Annotated in this window: 20 protein-coding genes and 3 tRNA genes; 15 read left to right on the forward strand and 8 right to left on the reverse strand. The window is 64.7% G+C overall.

The window, feature by feature from the left end; translation table 11 throughout:
• The first annotated feature begins 24 nt into the window (after positions 1-24).
• The 8 genes from cheA to ACEN9G_RS22985 all read left to right on the forward strand — a co-directional run bounded on the left by cheA (position 25) and on the right by ACEN9G_RS22985 (position 7818).
• Positions 25-2202: a chemotaxis protein CheA gene (cheA, locus tag ACEN9G_RS22950; protein WP_413342037.1), complete on the forward strand. Its 2178-nt coding sequence runs from the start codon at positions 25-27 to the stop codon at positions 2200-2202.
• Positions 2203-2237: 35 nt separating this feature from the next.
• Positions 2238-2735 (forward strand): chemotaxis protein CheW, encoded by a 498-nt coding sequence (locus ACEN9G_RS22955; RefSeq protein WP_413342039.1) that lies wholly within the window; start codon positions 2238-2240, stop codon positions 2733-2735.
• Between the two features lie 76 nt (positions 2736-2811).
• Positions 2812-3669, forward strand: coding sequence for a CheR family methyltransferase (locus tag ACEN9G_RS22960; RefSeq protein WP_413342040.1), 858 nt, complete (start codon positions 2812-2814; stop codon positions 3667-3669).
• Positions 3670-3674: 5 nt separating this feature from the next.
• A complete protein-coding gene (gene cheD, locus ACEN9G_RS22965; RefSeq protein ID WP_259447559.1) occupies positions 3675-4274 on the forward strand; it encodes a chemoreceptor glutamine deamidase CheD in 600 nt (199 codons plus the stop codon).
• 17 nt (positions 4275-4291) lie between these two features.
• Entirely contained in the window at positions 4292-5365 is a 1074-nt protein-coding gene (locus ACEN9G_RS22970) for a protein-glutamate methylesterase/protein-glutamine glutaminase (protein ID WP_413342043.1), read from the forward strand.
• A gap of 156 nt (positions 5366-5521) precedes the next feature.
• Positions 5522-5917: a chemotaxis response regulator CheY gene (gene cheY / locus ACEN9G_RS22975; RefSeq protein ID WP_036230336.1), complete on the forward strand. Its 396-nt coding sequence runs from the start codon at positions 5522-5524 to the stop codon at positions 5915-5917.
• On the forward strand, positions 5918-6550 hold the full coding sequence (gene cheZ, locus ACEN9G_RS22980) for a protein phosphatase CheZ (protein ID WP_413342046.1): 633 nt from the start codon (positions 5918-5920) through the stop codon (positions 6548-6550).
• A 59-nt stretch (positions 6551-6609) separates the two neighbouring features.
• Positions 6610-7818, forward strand: a complete 1209-nt coding sequence (locus ACEN9G_RS22985) for an EAL and HDOD domain-containing protein (RefSeq protein WP_483127010.1) — start codon at positions 6610-6612, stop codon at positions 7816-7818.
• Between the two features lie 27 nt (positions 7819-7845).
• Here ACEN9G_RS22985 and ACEN9G_RS22990 read toward each other — a convergent pair whose 3' ends face one another.
• The 5 genes from ACEN9G_RS22990 to ACEN9G_RS23010 form a co-directional block, all read right to left on the reverse strand.
• Positions 7846-8601 carry a flagellar brake protein gene (locus tag ACEN9G_RS22990; RefSeq protein WP_413339710.1) on the reverse strand — a complete coding sequence of 252 codons (756 nt, stop codon included), beginning with the start codon at positions 8599-8601 and terminating at the stop codon, positions 7846-7848.
• A gap of 108 nt (positions 8602-8709) precedes the next feature.
• Entirely contained in the window at positions 8710-9549 is an 840-nt protein-coding gene (gene panC, locus ACEN9G_RS22995; protein ID WP_413339712.1) for a pantoate--beta-alanine ligase, read from the reverse strand.
• Between the two features lie 21 nt (positions 9550-9570).
• The gene (locus ACEN9G_RS23000; RefSeq protein WP_413339714.1) at positions 9571-10452 is read right to left on the reverse strand and encodes a segregation and condensation protein A; all 882 of its coding nucleotides are present in this window, start codon (positions 10450-10452) and stop codon (positions 9571-9573) included.
• A 30-nt stretch (positions 10453-10482) separates the two neighbouring features.
• Entirely contained in the window at positions 10483-10680 is a 198-nt protein-coding gene (locus tag ACEN9G_RS23005) for a DUF3460 family protein (protein WP_056137239.1), read from the reverse strand.
• A gap of 90 nt (positions 10681-10770) precedes the next feature.
• On the reverse strand, positions 10771-12087 hold the full coding sequence (locus ACEN9G_RS23010) for an enoyl ACP reductase FabMG family protein (RefSeq protein ID WP_413339716.1): 1317 nt from the start codon (positions 12085-12087) through the stop codon (positions 10771-10773).
• A gap of 230 nt (positions 12088-12317) precedes the next feature.
• Between ACEN9G_RS23010 and ACEN9G_RS23015 the strand changes: the two genes are divergently transcribed.
• Positions 12318-12563: a hypothetical protein gene (locus ACEN9G_RS23015; protein WP_156404012.1), complete on the forward strand. Its 246-nt coding sequence runs from the start codon at positions 12318-12320 to the stop codon at positions 12561-12563.
• Positions 12564-12579: 16 nt separating this feature from the next.
• On the opposite strand, the gene metG is transcribed toward ACEN9G_RS23015, so the two are convergent.
• Entirely contained in the window at positions 12580-14709 is a 2130-nt protein-coding gene (gene metG / locus ACEN9G_RS23020) for a methionine--tRNA ligase (protein WP_413339718.1), read from the reverse strand.
• A gap of 147 nt (positions 14710-14856) precedes the next feature.
• On the opposite strand from metG, the gene apbC reads away from it, so the two are divergent.
• Positions 14857-15945, forward strand: a complete 1089-nt coding sequence (gene apbC / locus ACEN9G_RS23025; protein WP_413339720.1) for an iron-sulfur cluster carrier protein ApbC — start codon at positions 14857-14859, stop codon at positions 15943-15945.
• A 109-nt stretch (positions 15946-16054) separates the two neighbouring features.
• On the forward strand, positions 16055-17092 hold the full coding sequence (locus tag ACEN9G_RS23030; protein ID WP_413339722.1) for an RNA methyltransferase: 1038 nt from the start codon (positions 16055-16057) through the stop codon (positions 17090-17092).
• Here ACEN9G_RS23030 and ACEN9G_RS23035 read toward each other — a convergent pair.
• Together ACEN9G_RS23035 and ACEN9G_RS23040 are read right to left on the reverse strand one after the other, a co-directional pair.
• Positions 17061-17780: a 2'-5' RNA ligase family protein gene (locus ACEN9G_RS23035; RefSeq protein ID WP_413339724.1), complete on the reverse strand. Its 720-nt coding sequence runs from the start codon at positions 17778-17780 to the stop codon at positions 17061-17063. The two genes, ACEN9G_RS23030 and ACEN9G_RS23035, sit on opposite strands and share 32 nt — an antisense overlap.
• A 10-nt stretch (positions 17781-17790) precedes the next feature.
• On the reverse strand, positions 17791-18957 hold the full coding sequence (locus ACEN9G_RS23040) for a GGDEF domain-containing protein (protein WP_413339725.1): 1167 nt from the start codon (positions 18955-18957) through the stop codon (positions 17791-17793).
• A gap of 185 nt (positions 18958-19142) precedes the next feature.
• On the opposite strand from ACEN9G_RS23040, the gene gltX reads away from it, so the two are divergent.
• From gltX to ACEN9G_RS23060, 4 genes are all read left to right on the forward strand, one after another.
• On the forward strand, positions 19143-20534 hold the full coding sequence (gene gltX / locus ACEN9G_RS23045; protein WP_413339727.1) for a glutamate--tRNA ligase: 1392 nt from the start codon (positions 19143-19145) through the stop codon (positions 20532-20534).
• A gap of 52 nt (positions 20535-20586) precedes the next feature.
• A tRNA-Ala gene (locus ACEN9G_RS23050) sits at positions 20587-20662 on the forward strand.
• Between the two features lie 24 nt (positions 20663-20686).
• A tRNA-Glu gene (locus ACEN9G_RS23055) sits at positions 20687-20762 on the forward strand.
• Between the two features lie 69 nt (positions 20763-20831).
• Positions 20832-20907 (forward strand) — tRNA-Ala (locus ACEN9G_RS23060).
• Positions 20908-20924: the final 17 nt, after the last annotated feature.

A 20924-nucleotide genomic window follows, 5' to 3' on the forward strand; every position in this document is an offset into this window, starting at 1 on the left:
CGATCGCACCAGACGGATAATGACATGACCATCGACATCAGCCAGTTTTACAAGGTCTTTTTCGACGAGGCGGAAGAGCTGCTCGCCGAAAAGGAGCGTCTGCTGCTGGCCGTCGATATCGATTCGCCGGACCCGGAAGACCTGAACGCGATCTTCCGCACCGCCCATTCGATCAAGGGCGGGGCATCGACCTTCGGCCTGACCGACATGAGCGAAGTGACGCACGTGCTCGAGTCCCTGCTGGACCGCATCCGCAAGGGCGAGATGGCGCTCACCAGCCAGCACGTGGACGCCTTCCTGGCCGCCAAGGACATCCTCAAGATGCAGCTCGACGGCCACCGCAATGGCGCGGACGTCGACCAGGAAGCGGTCGCCAACGTGCGCATGATGCTGCACGACCTGTCCGAAGGCGTGATCGTGCCGACGCACCAGCCGACCGTGCCGTCGTTCCTGCACGCGGAACAGAAGCAGCAGGTCGCCGAGGGCGCCCACCGCTACAAGATCGAGCTGCCCGACCTCGCCAAGCGCGACGTCGACGCGCTCGTGGACGAACTCGGCCTGCTGGGCCGCGTGTCCGTCGTGCCGCTCGCAGCGGGACGCACGGCGCTGATCATCATGACGCACGAGAGCCTGGACGACATCATCGCCATCTGCTCCTTCGTGCTCGACCCGAACGACCTCAGGATCTTCGAGGCGCCCGCGCTCACCCCCGAGCAGCGCGCCAGCGAAGCGGCGGAACGCGCCCGCATCGAGGACGAGCAGGGCTACGGTTTCTTCGACCCGGCCGATCCGGTGGACGCCACCACGAACGAGCGTTCCGAGGACGAACTCGGCTACGGTTTCTTCCAGCCGATCGAGCAGATCCGCCGCGAAGCGGGCATCGTGGCCGAGGCGCCGCCGCCCGCGCCGGTGCGCCCTGAGCCGGTACGCCCGGAACCGCTCGAAGTGACGGAGGCGGCGGCCGAAAAGAAAGCCGCCAAGAAGACCGCCGAGGGCAGCCACGCACAGGGCTCCGAATCGTCGTCGATCCGCGTGTCGATCGAAAAGGTCGACCAGCTGATCAACCTCGTCGGCGAACTGGTGATCACGCAGGCGATGATCGAGCAGCGCAGCGACGGCCTCGACCCGATGGTGCACCAGCGCCTGCTGGCGTCCGTGTCGCAGTTGACGCGCAATACGCGCGACCTGCAGGAAGCCGTCATGTCGATCCGCATGATGCCGATGGACTTCGTGTTCTCGCGCTTCCCGCGCATGGTGCGCGACCTCGCCGGCAAGCTGGGCAAGAAAGTCGATTTCATCACCAACGGCGCCGCGACGGAACTGGACAAGGGCCTGATCGAACGCATCGTGGACCCGCTCACGCACCTGGTGCGCAACTCGATCGACCACGGCATCGAGCTGCCCGCCGCGCGCGTGGCCGCCGGCAAGTCGGAGTCTGGACGCCTGTTCCTGTCCGCGGCTCACCAGGGCGGCAACATCGTGATCGAAGTCGCCGACGACGGCGGCGGCCTGAATCGCGAACGCATCCTGGCCAAGGCCAGGCAGAACGGCCTGCCGGTGTCGGACAACATGAGCGACGCCGACGTCTGGCAACTGATCTTCGCGCCGGGCTTCTCGACGGCGGAAATCGTCACCGACGTGTCGGGCCGCGGCGTCGGCATGGACGTCGTCAAGCGCAACATCCAGGCGCTGGGCGGTACCATCGACATCCGCTCGGCGCGCGGCTTCGGCACGACGATCCTGATCTCGCTGCCGCTGACGCTCGCGATCCTGGACGGCATGTCGATCCGCAGCGGCGACGAGATCTACATCCTGCCGCTGGGCTTCGTCGTGGAGTCCCTGCAGCCGGCGCGCGCCGACGTCAAGGAGATCCACGGCCAGGGCCGCGTGGTGAAGGTGCGCGGCGAATACCTGCCGCTGATCCCGCTGTACCAGATGTTCAACATCGAGCCGCGCATCACCGACCCGTGCGAAGGCATCCTCGTGATCCTCGAGGCGGAAGGGCGCAAGGCCGCGCTGTTCGTCGACGAACTGGTCGGCCAGCAGCAGGTCGTCGTGAAGAACCTGGAAGCGAACTACCGCAAGGTCGCCGGGATCTCCGGCGCCACCATCCTCGGCGATGGCGGCGTGGCGCTGATCCTGGACGTGGGCGCGCTGCTGCGCTCGTCGCGCCAGTTGTCCGACGAATCCGTCATCTCCTGATTTAACCCTTACTTTTGCTCCGATAAGGAACCGACATGTCCACTCAATCGACGAACAAGCCGAACGATGCCCACGACGGCAACGGCAGCGAATACCTGGCCTTCACCCTCGGCTCCGAGGAATACGGCATCGACATCCTGAAGGTGCAGGAGATCCGCGGCTACGAAGCCGTGACCCGCATCGCCAACGCCCCCGAATTCATCAAGGGCGTGATCAACCTGCGCGGCATCATCATCCCGGTGGTCGACATGCGCATCAAGTTCAACCTGGGCACGCCGACCTACGACCAGTTCACCGTCGTGATCATCCTGAACATCGGCGGCCGCATCATGGGCATGGTCGTGGACAGCGTGTCGGACGTGACCACGCTCACGCCGGACCAGATCAAGCCGGCGCCGGAGATGGGCTCCGCCTTCAATTCCGACTACCTGACCGGGCTCGGTACCGTCGACGAGCGCATGCTCATCCTGATCGACATCGACAAGCTGATGTCGTCCAGCGAGATGGGCCTGATGGACCGGTTGGCGGCATAAGACACACTGCGCGGCGCAAGGAACACACCCGGACCGCACGCGGTCCGCAGAACGACAGCAATCCATAGGTTATAACGTGCCGCCCACCAATACGAACAAACAGGAGACGGGCAAGGAATTCAACTTCACGCGCGCCGACTTCGAGCGCGTGCGGGGCCTGATCTACCAGCGCGCCGGCATCTCCCTGGCCGACAGCAAGCAGGAAATGGTCTACAGCCGTCTCGCGCGCCGCCTGCGCGCCAACGGCATCGCCTCGTTCGCGTCCTACCTCGACGCGCTGGAAGCGGGCCGCATGCCGGCCGAGTGGGAATCGTTCACGAACGCGCTGACGACGAACCTGACGTCGTTCTTCCGCGAGGCGCACCATTTCCCGCTGCTGGCCGAACACGCGCTCAAGGCGCGCGCGAAACACGGCGCACCGCTCACGATCTGGTGCTCGGCCAGTTCCACGGGCGAGGAGCCGTATTCGATCGCGATGACCGTGTGCGAGGCGTTCGATACCTTGAGCCCACCCGTCCAGATCATCGCCACCGACATCGACACGAACGTGCTGGCCACGGCCAGCGCCGGCGTGTATCCGGCCGAGCGCGTCGACAAGATGGAACAGGCGCGCCTGCGCCGCTTTTTCCTGAAAGGCAAGGGCGCCCAGGAAGGCCTCGTGCGCGTGCGCCCGGAACTGCGCCAGCTGATCACGTTCCGGCAATTGAACCTGCTGGCCGACGGCTGGGACGTCAAGGGCCCGTTCGACGCGATCTTCTGCCGCAACGTGATGATCTACTTCGACAAGGCCACGCAGCGCAGGATCCTGTCGCGCTTCGTGCCCCTGATGAAGCCGGACGCGCTCCTGTTCGCCGGCCACTCCGAGAACTTCCTGTACGTGTCCGACTCGCTGCGCCTGCGCGGCAAGACGGTCTACGAATTGAACCAAGGCTGACGCCCATGGAAACGAACAGCCATTTCGCCACCAACGTCTATTACGACCGGACCTTCGACTGCGACGCAGCCAAGATCCTGCCCGGCGAGTACTACTACACGGGCAAGGACATGCTGATCGTGACGGTGCTCGGCTCGTGCGTGTCGGCGTGCATCCGCGACCGCGTAAAGGGCCTGGGCGGCATGAACCACTTCATGCTGCCGGACGGCGGCGACCCGGGCAACCCCGTCTCGGCCTCGATGCGCTACGGCACGTATGCGATGGAAGTGCTGATCAATGACCTGCTCAAGGCCGGCGCCCGGCGCGAGCACCTGGAAGCGAAGGTGTTCGGCGGCGGCGCCGTGCTGCGCGGCTTTTCCGCGATGAACGTGGGCGAGCGCAATGCCGCATTCGTCATTCAGTTTCTCAAGACGGAACGGATTCCCGTGCTGGCCGAGGACCTGAACGACATCTACCCGCGCAAGGTGTATTTCTTCCCGCGCACGGGCAAGGTGCTCGTCAAGAAACTGATGCAGACCCATAACGACACGCTGGCGAAGCGCGAGCTCGATTACGCCAGCCGCCTCAAGGTCACGCCCGTCTCCGGCGCCGTCGACCTGTTCTGAAGAGAAAGGCAAAACCAATGACAAAGATCAAAGTGGTGATCGTGGACGATTCCGCGCTGATCCGCAGCGTGATGACCGAGATCGTCAATTCGCAGCCCGACATGGAAGTGGTCGGCGTCGCGCCCGATCCGCTCGTCGCCCGCGACCTGATCAAGCGCACGAACCCGGACGTGCTCACCCTGGACGTCGAGATGCCGAAGATGGACGGCCTCGACTTCCTCGAAAAACTCATGCGCCTGCGCCCGATGCCCGTGCTGATGGTGTCGTCGCTGACGGAGCGCGGCTCCGAGATCACGATGCGCGCGCTGGAACTGGGCGCCGTCGATTTCGTGACGAAACCCAAGATCTCGATCCAGAGCGGCATGCGCGAATACACGGAACTGATCGCGGACAAGATCCGCGGCGCGTCGCGTGCCCGCATCAAGCCGCGCACCCTGCATGCGGCCACGGCCGGCGCCACGACCCCGCTGCCGCAACTGCGCAGCCCGCTGACGTCGTCGGAAAAGCTGATCATCATCGGCGCCTCGACGGGCGGCACGGAGGCGATCCGCGAATTCCTCATGCAGATGCCGTCGGACTGCCCCGGCATCCTGATCGCCCAGCACATGCCGGAAGGCTTTACCACGTCGTTCGCGCGCCGCCTCGATTCGCTGTGCAAGATCAGCGTCGTCGAGTCCGCCGGCAACGAGCGTGTACTGCCGGGCCACGCCTACATCGCGCCGGGCCACTCCCACTTGCTGTTGACTCGATCTGGCGCCAACTACATGACGAAGATCGAGCAGTCCGAGCCCGTGAACCGCCACCGTCCGTCCGTGGACGTCCTGTTCCGCTCGGCGGCGCAGGCGGCCGGCAAGAATGCCGTCGGCGTGATCCTGACGGGCATGGGAAAAGACGGCGCACAGGGTATGCTGGAGATGAAGAACGCGGGCGCCTACAATTTCGCCCAGGATGAAGCGTCGTGCGTCGTGTTCGGCATGCCGCGCGAAGCGATCGCCATCGGCGCCGCCCACGAGGTGGCCGCCCTGAGCGCATTGCCGGGCCTCGTGCTTGGCCATCTGGCAACGCATGGAGGCCGGGCGTTGCGCGTTTGATCCGCGTACGGTGCATTCACTGCGGTTTTATCGCCGTAGAGCAACAAAACTGCTATGCTTTAGCCTGTATTCGCAGTGCCGAACCTACCAACCTATACTAGGGGCTTCGTAGTCCTCGAAGCCCATCATCAGAGTTAAGAAACAACGGAGTATTTCATGGCTGATCCTAAGATGCGTTTCCTGGTTGTTGACGATTTTTCGACGATGCGACGCATCGTCAAAAATCTGCTGAAAGAACTGGGTTACGGCAATGTCGACGAGGCGGAAGACGGTGTCCAGGCACTGGCCAAGCTGCGCAGCGAACAGTTCGATTTCGTCGTGTCCGACTGGAACATGCCGAACATGGACGGCCTGACGATGCTGCAGAACATTCGTGCCGATCCCGCGCTGGCCAAGCTGCCGGTGCTGATGGTGACCGCCGAAGCCAAGAAGGAAAACATCATCGCGGCGGCGCAAGCCGGCGCCAACGGCTACGTCGTGAAGCCGTTCACCGCGGCCACGCTGGACGAAAAGCTGAACAAGATTTTCGAAAAGATGGAAAAGGCCGCGTAAATGAGCCAGCACATCGCCGACTCGACTTCGCCCGACGAGGTTCTGAGCCGGATCGGGTACATGACCCGCGCATTGCACGAAAGCCTGCGCGGGCTGGGCCTGGACAAGCTGATCGAAAAGGCGGCCAGCGACATCCCCGATGCGCGCGACCGCCTCGATTACGTGGTCCGGCTGTCCGAGCAATCGGCCAAGCGCGTGCTCGACGCGACCGATGCCGCCAATCCGCTGCAGGACGGCATCGACGACCGTGCCGCCGAACTCGGCCGTTCGTGGCAGGCGCTGCTGGCTGCCCCGGGCGCCGACGGCGACTGGCGTGCGCTGGCCGAGCGCACCGTCGCCAGCCTGGCCGAATCGCGCGAAGCGGCCAGCGCCACGAAGGCGCATTTGATGGACATCATGATGGCCCAGGACTTCCAGGACCTGACCGGCCAGGTGATCTCGCGTATCACGGGCATCGCCCAGAACCTGGAAAAGCAGCTGGTGCAGGTGCTCGTCGATTTCGCCCCGAGCGAGATCAAGCGCGAGCTCGACAATGGCTTGCTGAACGGTCCGCAGATCAACCCGGAAGGCAGTAGCGACGTCGTGGCCGACCAGGGCCAGGTCGACGACTTGCTGGACAGCCTGGGCTTCTGATCCCGACGCGGCGGCATCAAGCCGCCGTTTTTTGTTCCACCCGGCGATCGTTACAAGACATGCACCAGACTCACTTCATCGTCCGTGAACCCCTGCTCGACCCGAAGCAACGCGTGATCGGGTACGAGCTCTGCTGGCAACAGCGCGCTGGCCAGCCACTCGGCGACGCCGACCTCGAACGCCTCGTCGCCTTCGTCGCCGACCACGTGGTCGACGAGGAGCAGGGCTGGCTCCTGCGCGACAAGATCCTGTTCCTCGACGCCGTGCCCGCGATGCTGTCGCTGGATGCGCTGCACGCGCTGCCCCCGGAACGCACCGTGCTCTCGCTGCCTGTACGCGATCTCGCGAACCCCGATACCCGTGCGGCCGTGCAGGCGCTGCGCGCGGGCGGCGTCGGCATCTCGATCCGCGGCGCCGACCTGGCCCTGCTGGGCAAGAACCTGTCTCCCTTCGCGTCCTATGCCGAAGTGCGCTTCACCGGCGCCGACGTGGCCGCCCAGGCGCGCGCGTACGCCGCCGCGAAGCAGTCGGCGCTGCGCCTCGTCGGCCGGCCCGTGTCGACGTGGCAGGATTTCGACGCCTGCGCCGCGCTGGGGCTGGATGCCTTCGTCGGCAAGCTGCACCTGACGCCGCGCCCGGGCAACCCCGTCAAGGGCATGAACCCGGCCCAGACCATCATCCTGCAGCTGATGCAGATGGTGCAGAACAACGAGGACGTGCCCAAGATCGAGGCCGTGCTCAAGCGCGATCCGGCACTGATCTATAAACTCCTGCGCTTCATCAATTCGGCCGGTTTCGGCTCGGGCCGCGACATCCAGTCGCTGCGCCAGGCGATCGCGATGCTCGGCTACGCGCCGCTGTACCGCTGGCTCGTCCTGCTGCTGGCGACAGCCAGCACGAGCGGCTATTCGCCCGTGCTGATGGAAACGGCGGTCGTGCGCGCGCGCCTGTGCGAACTGCTGGGCCAGACGTATCTGCCGCGCGGCGAGGGCGAGCACCTGTTCGTGGCGGGCATGTTCTCGCTGCTGGACCGCCTGCTGGGGCTGCCGATGAAGGAGGTGCTGGACACGATCCAGCTGCCGGAGCAGGTCGTGCAGGCGTTGCTGGGGCGCGATGGCGTCTACGGACCCTATCTCGCGCTGGCGGAGGCGTGCGAGCTGAATTCGGACCTCGTGGCGTCGCTGGCGGCGTCGCTGGAGATCGGCCCGGTCGACGTCAACAAGGCGCATCTCTCTGCGCTGGCTTGGGCGCAGAACGTCGCCGCATGAAAAACGGCCCATCACGGGCCGTTTTGCTTATCTGCGTTTCTGGATCTTGACGACAGCCCGTTCGAGCGTCTGCCGCATCTGCATCGTGATATTCGAAATGCGGCAACCCACCTGCACCTGCTGACCCAGCAGGAAGGTGCGGAACGGCCGCAGCAGGCGGATTTCGAGGTCGGCCGAGACGGCCAGCGACGTGCCCAGTTCCAGCTGCACGCCTTCCAGCTTCTTGCCGACGTACAGTTCGAGCGCCTGTTCCGGCGTCGCGCGCAGCCCGACGCCCCCGCGTGAGAAATCGTACAGCGGCATCTCGAACACCTTGCCCAGCAGCGTGAAGCGGGCGCCGTAATTCATGCCTAGCGGCGATTCCAGGCGGGGCTCGGCGCGCCGGTTCAGCACAAGACAGACCGCCGGCAGCGGCAGTTGCACGAGGTCCGGGCGTCCCTCCACGATGGCCCAGCCGGCGTCGAGCTCGAACTGGATCTTCGCATTGCTCCCGAGCGCCGCGACGAACACGGCCTCGCCTTCCGCCAGGACGTCGTTGCCGGCGAGCTCCAGGGTGAACACCTCGTGCTCGGGATCGACGCTGTCGATGCGCGCCATGACGAAGTCCCGGCCGCGTGGATACACGGTCACGGGTTCGCCGGTCAGGGCGAGCGTGGTCAACGCGTCGCCGATGTCGAACGGGTCGCGCATGTCATGGGCGCCGGAATCCGGGCGGATCCGGTCCACGGCGTCCGCCGGTTTGGGCGGGCCCTTGCGCATTTGAAGCATCGAGAGGTCGGTCAAGACGCTACTCCTTCTTTTTACGTGGTTTGGGTAAAAAGCCAAGCCACGAGTCTAACAAGAAGAGTTGCCAATTCCTACAACATATTTGCAACAAAGGAACTTCTAGAGTCAGATCTCGAGATTATCGATCAGACGCGTCGCACCAAGTTTGGCGGCCGTCAGGACGACGAGCGGTGCGCCCGCTTCATATTCCTCGCGGCCTGGCGCCTGCAAGTTCATGCGCTTGCGGATCGACACGTAGTCGGGCTGCCAGCCGCGCGCGGCCAGGCGCTCCATCGCGTCGCGCTCCAGCGCGGCCAGGTCGGCGTGGCCGGCGCGGGTCTGTTCCGCTACGTACTGCAGCGTCTGGTACAGGAACGGCGCTTCCGCGCGTTCCGCCGTGCTCAGGTAGCCGTTGCGCGACGACAGCGCCAGGCCATCTTCCGCGCGGAACGTCTCGGCGCCGATGATTTCCGTCGGGAGCGCGAACTGGCGCGCCATGTTACGGACGATCATCAACTGCTGGTAATCCTTCTTGCCGAACACGGCCACGCGCGGCTGCACGCAGGAGAACAGCTTCGTCACGACCGTGCACACACCGTTGAAGAAGCCGGGACGGAACTCGCCTTCCAGGATATTACCCAGGTCGTCGGGCGGCTGCACGCGGTATTCCTGCGGCTCCGGATACAGGTCCTTTTCGGTCGGCGCGAACAGCACGTACACGCCTTCCTTCTCCAGCTTGGCGACGTCCGCTTCGAACGTGCGCGGGTATTTGTCGAAGTCCTCGTTCGGGCCGAACTGCAGGCGGTTGACGAAGATCGAGGCGACGACCGGGTCGCCGTGGCGGCGCGCCAGTCGCATCAACGACAGATGGCCTTCGTGCAGGTTGCCCATCGTCGGCACGAAGGCGGTGCGCAGTTGTCCGCGCAGCTGGTCGCGCAGTTCGTCAATGGTGGAGATGATTTTCATGGTATCGGATTCGTAATGGCGTCACGCGGGAGAATAGGCGAGCCGCACATAGATGGGGGCGAAAGGTTCGGCCTGGGTTATTTCGATTAAGGTTTCTTTCGCCAGTTCGAGCATGGCGACGAAATGCACGACGACGACCGGCACGCTGGCCTGGCCGCCGAACAGTTCCGAGAACTCGACGAAGCGGGCCGACTGCAAGGTGCGCAGGATGGCCGACATGTGCTCGCGCACGAACAATTCCTCGCGGCCGATGCGGTGGTGCTGGGTCAGCTTGGCGCGGCGCAGCACGTCCATCCAGGCGCGCTGCAGATCGTGCGGGTCGACCTGCGGCCAGACCGGCCCCAGCGCCTGCTCGATGTGCAGCTGCGGGCGCACGAAGTCGCGGCCTTCCTGGGGCAGGGCGCCCAGCTGCTGGGCCGCGACCTTGATCTGCTCGTAGTCCAGCAGGCGCCGCACCAGCTCCGCGCGCGGGTCTTCCGCTTCCTCGACGAGCGTGTCGACGCGCTTGGGCAGCAGCATGCGCGACTTGATCTCGATGAGCATCGCGGCCATCAGCAGGTATTCCGCCGCCAGCTCCAGGTTGCTTTTGCGGATCTGCTCGACGTATTCCAGGTACTGCAACGTGACCTGGGCCATCGGGATGTCGAGGATATTGAAATTCTGTTTGCGGATCAGGTACAGCAGCAGGTCGAGCGGACCTTCGAACGCATCAAGAAAGATCTCGAGCGCATCGGGCGGGATGTACAGGTCGGTGGGCAGGTGTAGCAGCGGCTCGCCGTACAGGCGTGCGATGGCGCTGTCGACGTGGGCGTCGACACTCGCGGTATCGGCAGGGGAGGCCGTGGTGCCGTCGCCCGTGTCGGGATCGGCGCGCCCCCCGGGCGTCGCCTGCTCGGGCACCATCGTCGTCGACCTGGGAATGATCGAGAAGCGTCAGACTTTCGTCTGGTACGGATACGCCTGCTGGCGGAGACGCGACTCGTCGATGCGGCGCTGCTCGTCCAGCGACAGCGGGGCTTTGTCCCACAGCAGCGAGCGGCCGGCCTGCTGGCGCTCTTCCATGCCCGGGGTCTTTTCCTTCAGTTCCTTGATGAACTTCGTGTGCTCGGATTCGTACTGGATGTGTTTCATGGCTTTTCTAGGCAGGTCGTACAAACGGCGGCCTCGCTTATCGAGAGCCGCCGCATCATAAAAACAAGGAATGATACTGCGAGTCAGCGCTTATTGGTGCAGCGCATTCAGTTGACGGGCAATGATGTCGTGGTTGAGCCACAGCACCGGTGCGATCTTCTCGGCCGCGCCGTGGAACATCAGCGGGCCGGTGCCTTCCAGCACGAGGGCCGACAGGTGGTCCGTGATCAGCGCCTTCTTGTCCGTGTGCAGCGACGTGATTTCGTCGGACGTGCCGATCATCAGGTCGGCCAGTTCCGGCGTGTTGTCCATCGGCCAGGCCTCGAAGTTGCGGAACGAGGTGCTGGTGGCGGTCTGCAGATACGCTTCCAGCTTGTCGAGGATCGATTGCAGCGAGACGCCTTCGCCCAGCAGTTTCTGGCAGATGTCCCATTGCTCCTGTGCCCATGCACCGCCGCCTTCTTTTTTCAGGGCCAGCAAGAGCGGGAAGAGCGACAGTTCCACGCCGACGAAGATGTCGGACGAGTTCGTGCGGATTTCCGGGCAGTTGAACACGGTGGCGGTGACGCCCTGGGCCCAGGCGGCCTCGGCGATCGACTCCAGGCGCATCTTGGCATACCCCTGCGTGTAGTTCGTGTAGGTCTGCCACACGTATTCGCCGCCGATCAGGATCTCGGTGCCGTGGTAGCCGTACGCCGTGTAGCGCACCTGGCCGCCCTTGGCTTCCACGCGCGCGCGGATGGCGGCGGACGCATCGATCAGGTATTTCAGCGTGTTCGCCGACACTTCGTCGAAGTTCATCAGGATCAGCTTGCCGAGGTCGCTGTCCAGCAGGGCGCGCGACGACATGAAGCGGTCGCCGCGGCCTTTGTAGATGCGGTTGGCGATGGCGAGGAAGGCCTTGATCTTCGGGATGCCGCCGGCCATCGTGTGCGCGAAGAACACGTTGGCGCCGTCCGGGATCAGCTTGTCGATCTCGGCCATGACTTCCTGGGCCGACTGCGTGAAGCGCTGCACGCCGGCGGTGCGGCAGGCTTCGATCTTGGTCCAGTCCAGCTTGTCTTCTTGCCAGCTTTTGAGGGTAATACCGGACAGCATCTCGGTCGGATTCTGCTCGCCCGGGGGCGCGTCCATGTCGAAACCGGCCATCAGGGGCACATTGACGATGCGGCCGCCGAGCTTGGCTTCCGCTTCCGCGTGTTCTTCCGGCGTCAGGGCGCGCAGGGTGCCATCGTCGTTGCGGCGGCCGACGGTGATGCCGAGGATCGTCATGCCGGCGGCGCGCGCCTCGTCGATCAGGCCGTTCACATAGCCGCGGCCGAACAGTTCGCCGAACAGGACGAAGACGTCACCTTGGCGGAACAGATTCGCTTGCGGGATGTGCCTCAGGGCTTTGTATTCGGTCATATTAGTCGCTACTACTCTAAAGTAAGTTTATTTTATGGGGTCAGAGCACGATTCTTCTGTTAGGGCTCTGACCTCATCTAATTTTTATGGGGTCAGAGCACGGTTCTTTCGTTGGGGCTCTGACCTCATCTAATTAAACAGCGCATTATACTGCTACCCGCGTGCGGGAATTAATAGTATTCTGGCAAGGTATTTATCTTTCCCTTAACCTATTCCCGTACAGGTGATCCATGAAAGCCGTCCTGCCTTGCGCTGCCTTGTCATTTGTCCTGGCCGGGTGCGCCAGCACGAATGAACCTGCCGCCGCAGACATGCTCGCGCTCGGCGCCGCGTCCACCTCGACGACGGACGCGGCCGCACCGATCACCGGCAGCCGCATCCCGGCCAAACGCACCGAAAAGATGGTCAGCCAGATCGGCGGCAAGGACTATAAAGACAATAAGAGCTCGCTGATGGCGCCGTTGCAGAGCAACTGACGCCACCAGGCCGGGCTCAGCGAATGCGCATGCCCGGCTGCGCGCCGCTCACCGGCTCCAGCAGGTACAGGCCCGGATTCGCTTTTTCATCTTTCGCGGACGCGCACAGCACCATGCCTTCCGACACGCCGAATTTCATCTTGCGCGGCGCCAGGTTGGCCACGAGCACCGTCAGTTTGCCGATCAATTGCTCCGGCTGGTAGGCCGACTTGATACCCGAGAACACATTACGATAGCGGCCTTCGCCCACGTCCAGCGTGAGGCGGAGCAGCTTGCCCGCACCTTCGACGTGCTCACAATTGACGATCTTCGCCACGCGCAGGTCGATTTTCGTGAAGTCGTCGATCGAGATTTCCGGTGCCAGTTCTTCGATGTCGGAGGCTTCCGGGGCCGGGGGGGCGGCGGTCTCGACGGCAGCAGCGGGCGCAGCAGCGGCCGCAGCCGGCTTGTCGAACAGGTCCTCGACCATCTTGGCATCCACGCGCTGCATCAGGTGGCTGTAGGCGCCGATGGTGCGGCCCAGTAGCGGAGCGTAGACGCGCTCGCCCTGGGTGTCTTCCCACGAGTACGCGTCCTCGCCGAGGAATTCGCGCACGCGCGCGGCCACGTGCGGCAGCACCGGCGACAGCATGATCGTCAGCTGGCGGAACAGGATCAGCGCGGTCGTGCAGACGTCGTGCAGTTCGGCGGTCCTGGTCTCGTCCTTGGCCAGGATCCACGGCTTGTTCTCGTCGACGTAGCGGTTGGCGACGTCGGCCACTTCCATGATTTCGCGCAGCGCCTTGCCGAACTCGCGCGCTTCGAAGTTTGCCGCGATGGCGGCCTGGCGCTCGCCGTTGTCGCCGTTCAGGGCGCGAGCGATCCATTGTTTCGCGTCATCCGACAGCGCCGATGCCAGCTTGCCGTCGAAACGCTTGGCGATGAAGCCGGCGCAGCGGCTGGCGATGTTCACGTACTTGCCGATCAGGTCGCTGTTCACGCGCGCGACGAAGTCCTCGCCCGTGAAGTCCAGGTCTTCGACCCGGGCGTTCAGCTTGAACGCGAGGTAGTAGCGCAGCCATTCCGGATTCATGCCCAGCTGCAGATAGCGCAGCGGCGAAATGCCCGTGCCGCGCGATTTCGACATCTTTTCGTTGTTCACGGTCAGGTGGCCGTGGACATTGACCTTCAGCTTGTCGATGATCGGGTGGCCCGAGAAATTCAGCATCGCCGGCCAGAACAGCAGGTGGAACGACACGATGTCCTTGCCGATGAAGTGCACTTGCTCGGCGGACGGATCGTTCAGGAACGCTTCGTAATCGATGCCCTGTTTTTCGAAATAATTCTTCAGGCTGGCCAGATAGCCGACCGGCGCGTCCAGCCACACGTAGAAGAATTTACCTGGCGCATCCGGGATCGGGATGCCGAAATAGGGCGCGTCGCGCGAGATGTCCCAGTCGGCCAGCTTTTCGCCGTTCTCGCCCAGCCATTCGGAGACCTTGTTGACCATTTCCGGCTGCAGGCGGCCCGGCGTGTTCAGCCACTCCTTCAGGAATTGGAAGCAGCGCGGGTCGGACAGCTTGAAGAAGTACTGTTCGGACGGCTTCAGGATCGGCGTCGAACCCGTGAACACGGAGTACGGGTTGATCAGCTCGGTCGGCTGGTAGGCGGCGCCGCACACTTCGCAGTTGTCGCCGTACTGGTCCTTCGCGTGGCAGACCGGGCACTCGCCCTTGATGTTGCGGTCGGCCAGGAACATGCCCTTGGCCGTGTCGTAGAAGCGGTCGACGGTCTTCGTGGTGATCAGGCCGTTATCGCGCAGGCGGCGGTAGATGCCCTGCGACAGGTCGACGTTTTCCGGCGAGTCCGTGGAGTACCAGTTGTCGAACGCGATGTGGAAGCCGTCCAGGTATTGCGCGCGGCCGGCCGCGATCTTCGCGACGAATTCCTGCGGCGTGACGCCTTCCTTTTCGGCGGCGATCATGATCGGCGTGCCGTGCGTGTCGTCGGCGCCGACGAAGTGCACGACGCGCTGCGCACCGGCATCGCGCTGCATTCGCTGGAAGCGGACCCAGATGTCGGCCTGGATGTATTCCATCATGTGGCCGATGTGAAAGGCAGCGTTGGCGTAGGGCAGGGCGGTGGTGACGAACAGCTTGCGTGTCATGGTCGAAGGTCGAGGTTGTCGAGGAAAACAGGCATTTTACCAGCGGATGACCCCAAGCGCGCAGGGGGTACTTTGCGCATTTGCCGGCCTGACAACAGGGGGCGCCGCGTTTTGCGCTAAACTTGCGCATCACATCCGGAGAACCCAATGAGCATCACTGTAGATGACGTCAAGGCCGCCCTGGCCGCTGTCGTCGATCCCAACACCCATAAAGATTTCGTCACCTCCAAGGCAGTCAAGAACATCCAGGTCGACGGCGGCAACGTCGCCCTCGACATCGAGCTCGGCTATCCGGCGAAGAGCCAGGTCGCGGGCATCCGCGCGGCCGTCGTCGACGCGCTGCGCAAGCTTCCGGGCGTGGACAACGCCAGCGTCAACGTCACGAGCAAGATCCTGTCGCACGCCGTGCAGCGCGGCCTGAAGGTGATGCCGAACGTGAAGAACATCATCGCCGTCGCGTCCGGCAAGGGCGGCGTCGGCAAGTCGACGACGGCCGTCAACCTCGCGCTGGCGCTGGCCGCCGAGGGTGCGTCGGTGGGCCTGCTGGATGCCGACATCTACGGCCCGTCGCAGCCGATGATGCTGGGCGTGAACGGCCGCCCGCAGAGCCTGGACGGCAAGACGATGGAGCCGCTGGAAAACCACGGCGTGCAGGTGTCGTCGATCGGCTTCATGATCGATCCGGACGAGCCGATGGTGTGGCGCGGCCCGATGGTCACGCAGGCCCTGCAGCAGCTGCTGGAACAGACCAACTGGAAGAACCTCGACTACCTCGTCGTCGACATGCCGCCGGGTACGGGCGACATCCAGCTCACGCTGTCGCAGAAGGTCCCCGTGACGGGCGCCGTGATCGTCACGACGCCGCAGGACATCGCCCTGTTGGACGCGCGCAAGGGCCTCAAGATGTTCGAGAAGGTCGGCATCCCGATCGTCGGCGTGGTGGAAAACATGAGCACCCACGTCTGCTCGAACTGTGGCCACGTCGAGGCGATCTTCGGCGAAGGCGGCGGCCAGAAGATGTGCGAAGATTTCCACGTGGACTTCCTCGGCAAGCTGCCGCTGCAGCTGTCCATCCGCGAGCAGACGGATTCGGGTACGCCGACCGTCGTGGCGGAGCCGGACGGTGCCGTCGCCGCGATCTATAAAGAGATTGCGCGCAAGGTCGCGGTGAAGGTGGCGGAGCAGTCGAAGGATATGTCGGCGAAGTTTCCGACGATCGTCGTCAAGAACGATTGACGGCTCCGATACAACCGTCATTCCCGCGAAAGCGGGAATCCATACTGAGCCACTTCGATACGCTCAGCATGGGTTCCCGCGTGCGCGGGAACGACGATTCGACGTCAACATGAGAATCGAAGCAATCCGCACCCGCCTGCGCACGCTGGGCGCCCAGCCCCTGCACGCAGACCGCGTGCTGCGCGACTGGGTCCGCGTGATGGCCCATGACCGCGGCCGCCGCCGTCCCGACGACTTCCTGCCGAAGCCCGTCCGTGAAGCGCTGCCGCAGCTGGATGCCGAGCTGGACGCGCTCGCCCGCGTCCTCAGTACCCATCCCGCCGACGACGGCTCGGCGCGCCTGCTGGTCGGCCTCGCCGATGGCCAGACGGTGGAATCCGTGCTGCTGCCGCGCGACGGCGTGTGCGTGTCGAGCCAGGTCGGGTGCGCGGTCGGCTGCCAGTTCTGCATGACGGGTCAAAGTGGCCTGATCCGGCAGGTGACGAGCGGCGAGATCGTCGCCCAGGTCGTGCTGGCGCGCCGGATGCGGCCCGTCAAGAAAGTCGTGTTCATGGGCATGGGCGAGCCCGCGCACAACCTCGACAACGTGGTGGAAGCCATCGAGCTGCTCGGCATCGAAGGAAATATCGCGCACAAGAACCTCGTGTTCTCGACGGTGGGCGATCCGCGCGTGTTCGAGCGCCTGCCGCAAGGCCGCGTGAAACCGGCGCTGGCTCTGTCGCTGCACACGACGAAGACGGACCTGCGCGCACGCGTGCTGCCGCGCGCACCGCGCTTCACGGCGCGCGAGCTGGTCGAGGAGGGCGAGCGCTACGCGCGCCTGACCGGCTACCCGATCCAGTACCAGTGGACCTTGCTGGACGGCGTCAACGACGGGCCGGACGAACTCGAGGCGCTGGTCGACCTCTTGCGCGGCAAGTATGCCGTGCTGAACATGATCCCCTACAACACGAATCCGGGTTTGCCGTTCCGCCGGCCCGACTGGGACAAGGCGCGGACGATCGCAGCCTGGCTGTTCGAGCGGGGCATCCTGACCAAGCTGCGCGATTCGGCGGGGCAGGACGTCGATGGCGGCTGCGGCCAGTTGCGGGCGCGCGCCGCCGGCGAGCAGACCGTCACGTTGCGTCGGACGGCGGCCGCAGCGTAAATGTCGCGACCGGTTCGACCGCCGCGCTCGACATATACCAGTCGTTGATCACGAGCTCGAGGTTGCTTACCCGCATGGTCCCGAGCGGCACGTCGCGCAGCGCCGCCAGCACTGCGGCCAGTCGCGCCGGATCGGCGGGCGGGGCGATGAAGCGCAGCACCGTCGAGTGCGCGGTGACGAGCCGGTAGCGCTGGTCCAGTGTCCCGTCGAGCCCGCGTGCGCGCAGGGCGTCGCGCAGGCGCGCGCGCAGCCGTTCCAGTGTGCCGTCGCGCGGGAATCCCTTGAACAGCACGGCGCCGCGCGAGATCGTGATGCCTTCGAAGCCGATGTCGAACGCGCGCAGATCATCCGTTGCCGCGCGTGCGGCCGCGGCGTAATCCGCACGCCGGGCCAGGTGCGGTGCGTAATCTTCCGTGACCGTGAACAGCGACAGCACCGTCATGTGCAGGTCGGAAAGGGGTTGCCGATACTGGCGCGGGTCGGCGGCGAGCAAGGCGTCCTGCACGGCTTCGAAACGGGCCGCCAGCGCAGGACCGGGGCGCGCGATCAGCGTGAGGCCGCGGCGCGGATCGAGGCCGCCGGCCAGGTGCGGGTCGCATTCGACCTCGCCGCGGGAGATGTCCGGCCAGGCGCGGTCCCACATGGCGTCGTAGTGGGCGCGCAGATCGGGTAAGGAAGAATCGCTCATCCGGGCGATTCTATGCCACGCGTGCGATACCCGTCTCGACCTGGCGTGCGCGCACCTGGTTGCGGCCGCCCCGCTTGGCGTCGTACATGAGGACGTCCGCGACGGCGATCAGGGATTGCGGCGTGATGGCCTGGTGCGCCGCGAAATCGGCGCCGACGACGCCGAAGCTGGCGGTCGTGGCCAGCGCGGTGTCGCCGTACGGGATGCGTTCGGCGGCGAACGCGGCGCGGACACGTTCGGCCAGTTCGACGGCGCCGTCCAGCCGCGTCTCCGGCAGGATGATCAGGAATTCCTCGCCGCCGTAGCGCACGACCGTGTCGATGGAATCGCGCGTCATCGCCTGCAACAGGTTCGCGAAGCAGCGCAGCAGTTCGTCGCCCGCGTGGTGGCCGTATGTGTCGTTGATGGCCTTGAAGCCGTCCAGGTCGCACATGATCAGCGACAGGCTCAATCGGTAGCGCCGCGCGCGCGCGATCTCGCCGTCGAGCAGGGCCGCGTTCAGGTGGCGCCGGTTGTAGCAGCCGGTCAGCGGGTCGCGTACGGACAAATTCGTCAGCACCTGGCGCGTGCGATATTGCTCGCGCCACAGGCGGGCGTGGCGGTTCGCGGCGACGGCGCCGAAGGCGTTGGCGAACAGGACCAGCATCGTCATCGACACGAGGTGGCGCGTCGTTTCGAGGTGCTGGATCCACGCCAGCGCGACGAACACGAGGCTGGAACCCAGCGCGATGGCGACCGACGTGCGCAGGCGGTTCGGGATGAAGATCAGGATCACGACGGCCATCAGGCCGACGGACGTGCCGTGCAACAGCGTGTCGGCCGGGCGGCGCCAGACGACGAACATATAGGTGAGCATCCCCAGCAATGTGAACGCGCTCGCCACCCGGTACGCGGCCTTGACGGGTGCGGCGGCGCGGCGTGCATGGCGCAGGCCGGCCCAGGCGAGGACCGGCACGAGGGCGCGGGCGAGCAGGGACGGGATGGCGCCCGGCAGGCCCAGCGCCAATACGTCGGCCACGCTGAACATCAGGTAGAACAGCGAGCACACGATCAGCGCGCGGCGCAGGTCGCGCAGGATCGTCGGCGCCTGCTCGTGCAGGAAGCCAAGTTCCGTCGTCGCGCAGACGAATTCGCCGCGCAGGCGCGCAATGGCAGCGGTGCTCGGGTCGCTCGTCATGGGTAGAGTGATATATGCATGAGGTGGGAAAGCCGGACGAGACTGTAGCCAAAACTTTAATTTCTGTAAAGTAATTTTCAGTCATCGTGAGTAACCGTGTTGCAGGATCGCTCGCCCCCCATTGCCGGGCCTCGCGGTAAAATAGCCGCTTCACTAATATTCATGCGTTCCCTTCGCATCCGACCATGACCGTCCGTACCCGTTTCGCTCCCAGCCCGACCGGCTATCTCCACCTCGGCGGCGCGCGCACCGCGCTGTATTCGTGGGCTTATGCCCGCCATTTCGGCGGCACCTTCGTCCTGCGCATCGAAGACACCGACCTGGAGCGTTCGACGCCGGAAGCCGTGCAGGCGATCCTGCAGGGGATGGAATGGCTGGGCCTCGCGCACGACGAAGGCCCGTTCTACCAGATGCAGCGCATGGACCGTTACCGTGAAGTGGTGAAGGGCATGCTGGAAGCCGGCACGGCCTACCTGTGCTACTGCTCGCCGGAAGAAGTGGAAGCGATGCGCGAGCGCATGCGCGCCGCCGGCGACAAGCCGCGCTACGACGGCACGTGGCGCCCGGAACCGGGCAAGACGCTGCCGCCGGTACCGGAAGGCGTCAAGCCCGTGGTGCGCTTCAAGAATCCGCTGGACGGCGAAGTCACGTGGCACGACGTCGTCAAGGGCCCGATCACCATCGCCAACAAGGAACTGGACGACCTCGTGATCGCCCGTCCGGACGGCACGCCGACCTATAACTTCTGCGTCGCCGTCGACGACTGGGACATGAAGATCACGCACGTGCTGCGCGGCGACGACCACGTCAACAACACGCCCCGCCAGATCAATATCCTGCGCGCGCTGGGCGCCGAGCTGCCGCAGTACGGCCACCTGCCGATGATCCTCGGCCCGGACGGCCAGAAGCTGTCGAAGCGCCACGGCGCCGTCAGCGTGATGGAATACCCGGAGCAGGGCTATCTGCCGGAAGCGATGCTGAATTACCTGGCACGCCTGGGCTGGAGCCACGGCGACGACGAGATCTTCTCGATGCAGCAGTTCACCGAGTGGTTCAACCTCGACCACCTGACGGCGTCGGCCGCGCAGTTCAATCCGGAAAAGCTGGGCTGGCTGAACAACCACTATATCAAGCAGGCCGACAACGAGCGCCTGGCCGGCCTCGCGCGTCCGAAGATGGAACGCGAAGGCGCCCGGTTCGACGGCGCGCCGCCGCTGGCCGCCGTGCTGGGCCTGATGAAGGAGCGCACCAACACGATCAACGAGCTGGCCGATGCCGCGATGCTGTTCTACCGCGAGCCGAAGCCGGACGCGGCGCTGCTGACCCAGCACCTGACGGACGCCGTGCGCCCCGCGCTGGCCCAGTTCGCCGAGCGCCTGCGCGACGTGGAATGGACCAAGCCGGCATTGTCCGCGATGATGAAGGAAGTGCTGGCCGCGCACGGCCTCAAGATGCCGCAACTGGCCATGCCGCTGCGCCTGCTCGTCACCGGCCAGCTGCAGACGCCGGCCATCGACGCGGTGCTGGAATTGTTCGGCCGCGACACCGTGCTCAAGCGAGTTGGCAAGGGGCTGTGACTATTTGCGTAATGCAAGTGCGTCCGCTATAATGCTCGCACTTCAGCGCTGCGGGGGTATAGCTCAGCTGGGAGAGCGCTTGCATGGCATGCAAGAGGTCAGCGGTTCGATCCCGCTTACCTCCACCAACTCTGAAGTATGTTGTAGTCCAGGTCCCCATCGTCTAGAGGCCTAGGACATCACCCTTTCACGGTGAGTACCGGGGTTCGAATCCCCGTGGGGACGCCAGATTCGGCAGCGACGTTGAAAAACGACGTAAGCAGTAAATGTAGTGTGTTATAGTGCTGTTTTCCCGTAGGGGGTATAGCTCAGCTGGGAGAGCGCTTGCATGGCATGCAAGAGGTCAGCGGTTCGATCCCGCTTACCTCCACCAAGCAGGGAAAAACAGGG

This window comes from Massilia sp. Masssp94 (genome assembly GCF_059491305.1).

Bases quoted from the DNA above. Each gene is read 5' to 3' on its own strand.
- cheD (WP_259447559.1), top strand. From the start codon at position 3,675: ATGGAAACGAACAGCCATTTCGCCACCAACGTCTATTACGACCGGACC.
- cheZ (WP_413342046.1), top strand. From the start codon at position 5,918: ATGAGCCAGCACATCGCCGACTCGACTTCGCCCGACGAGGTTCTGAGC.
- ACEN9G_RS23030 (WP_413339722.1), top strand. From the start codon at position 16,055: ATGAGAATCGAAGCAATCCGCACCCGCCTGCGCACGCTGGGCGCCCAG.
- metG (WP_413339718.1), bottom strand. From the start codon at position 14,709: ATGACACGCAAGCTGTTCGTCACCACCGCCCTGCCCTACGCCAACGCT.
- ACEN9G_RS23010 (WP_413339716.1), bottom strand. From the start codon at position 12,087: ATGACCGAATACAAAGCCCTGAGGCACATCCCGCAAGCGAATCTGTTC.
- panC (WP_413339712.1), bottom strand. From the start codon at position 9,549: ATGAAAATCATCTCCACCATTGACGAACTGCGCGACCAGCTGCGCGGA.
- ACEN9G_RS23005 (WP_056137239.1), bottom strand. From the start codon at position 10,680: ATGAAACACATCCAGTACGAATCCGAGCACACGAAGTTCATCAAGGAA.
- ACEN9G_RS23040 (WP_413339725.1), bottom strand. From the start codon at position 18,957: ATGACGAGCGACCCGAGCACCGCTGCCATTGCGCGCCTGCGCGGCGAA.
- cheY (WP_036230336.1), top strand. From the start codon at position 5,522: ATGGCTGATCCTAAGATGCGTTTCCTGGTTGTTGACGATTTTTCGACG.
- ACEN9G_RS22970 (WP_413342043.1), top strand. From the start codon at position 4,292: ATGACAAAGATCAAAGTGGTGATCGTGGACGATTCCGCGCTGATCCGC.
- ACEN9G_RS23015 (WP_156404012.1), top strand. From the start codon at position 12,318: ATGAAAGCCGTCCTGCCTTGCGCTGCCTTGTCATTTGTCCTGGCCGGG.
- ACEN9G_RS23035 (WP_413339724.1), bottom strand. From the start codon at position 17,780: ATGAGCGATTCTTCCTTACCCGATCTGCGCGCCCACTACGACGCCATG.
- apbC (WP_413339720.1), top strand. From the start codon at position 14,857: ATGAGCATCACTGTAGATGACGTCAAGGCCGCCCTGGCCGCTGTCGTC.
- ACEN9G_RS23000 (WP_413339714.1), bottom strand. From the start codon at position 10,452: ATGGTGCCCGAGCAGGCGACGCCCGGGGGGCGCGCCGATCCCGACACG.
- cheA (WP_413342037.1), top strand. From the start codon at position 25: ATGACCATCGACATCAGCCAGTTTTACAAGGTCTTTTTCGACGAGGCG.
- gltX (WP_413339727.1), top strand. From the start codon at position 19,143: ATGACCGTCCGTACCCGTTTCGCTCCCAGCCCGACCGGCTATCTCCAC.
- ACEN9G_RS22985 (WP_483127010.1), top strand. From the start codon at position 6,610: ATGCACCAGACTCACTTCATCGTCCGTGAACCCCTGCTCGACCCGAAG.
- ACEN9G_RS22955 (WP_413342039.1), top strand. From the start codon at position 2,238: ATGTCCACTCAATCGACGAACAAGCCGAACGATGCCCACGACGGCAAC.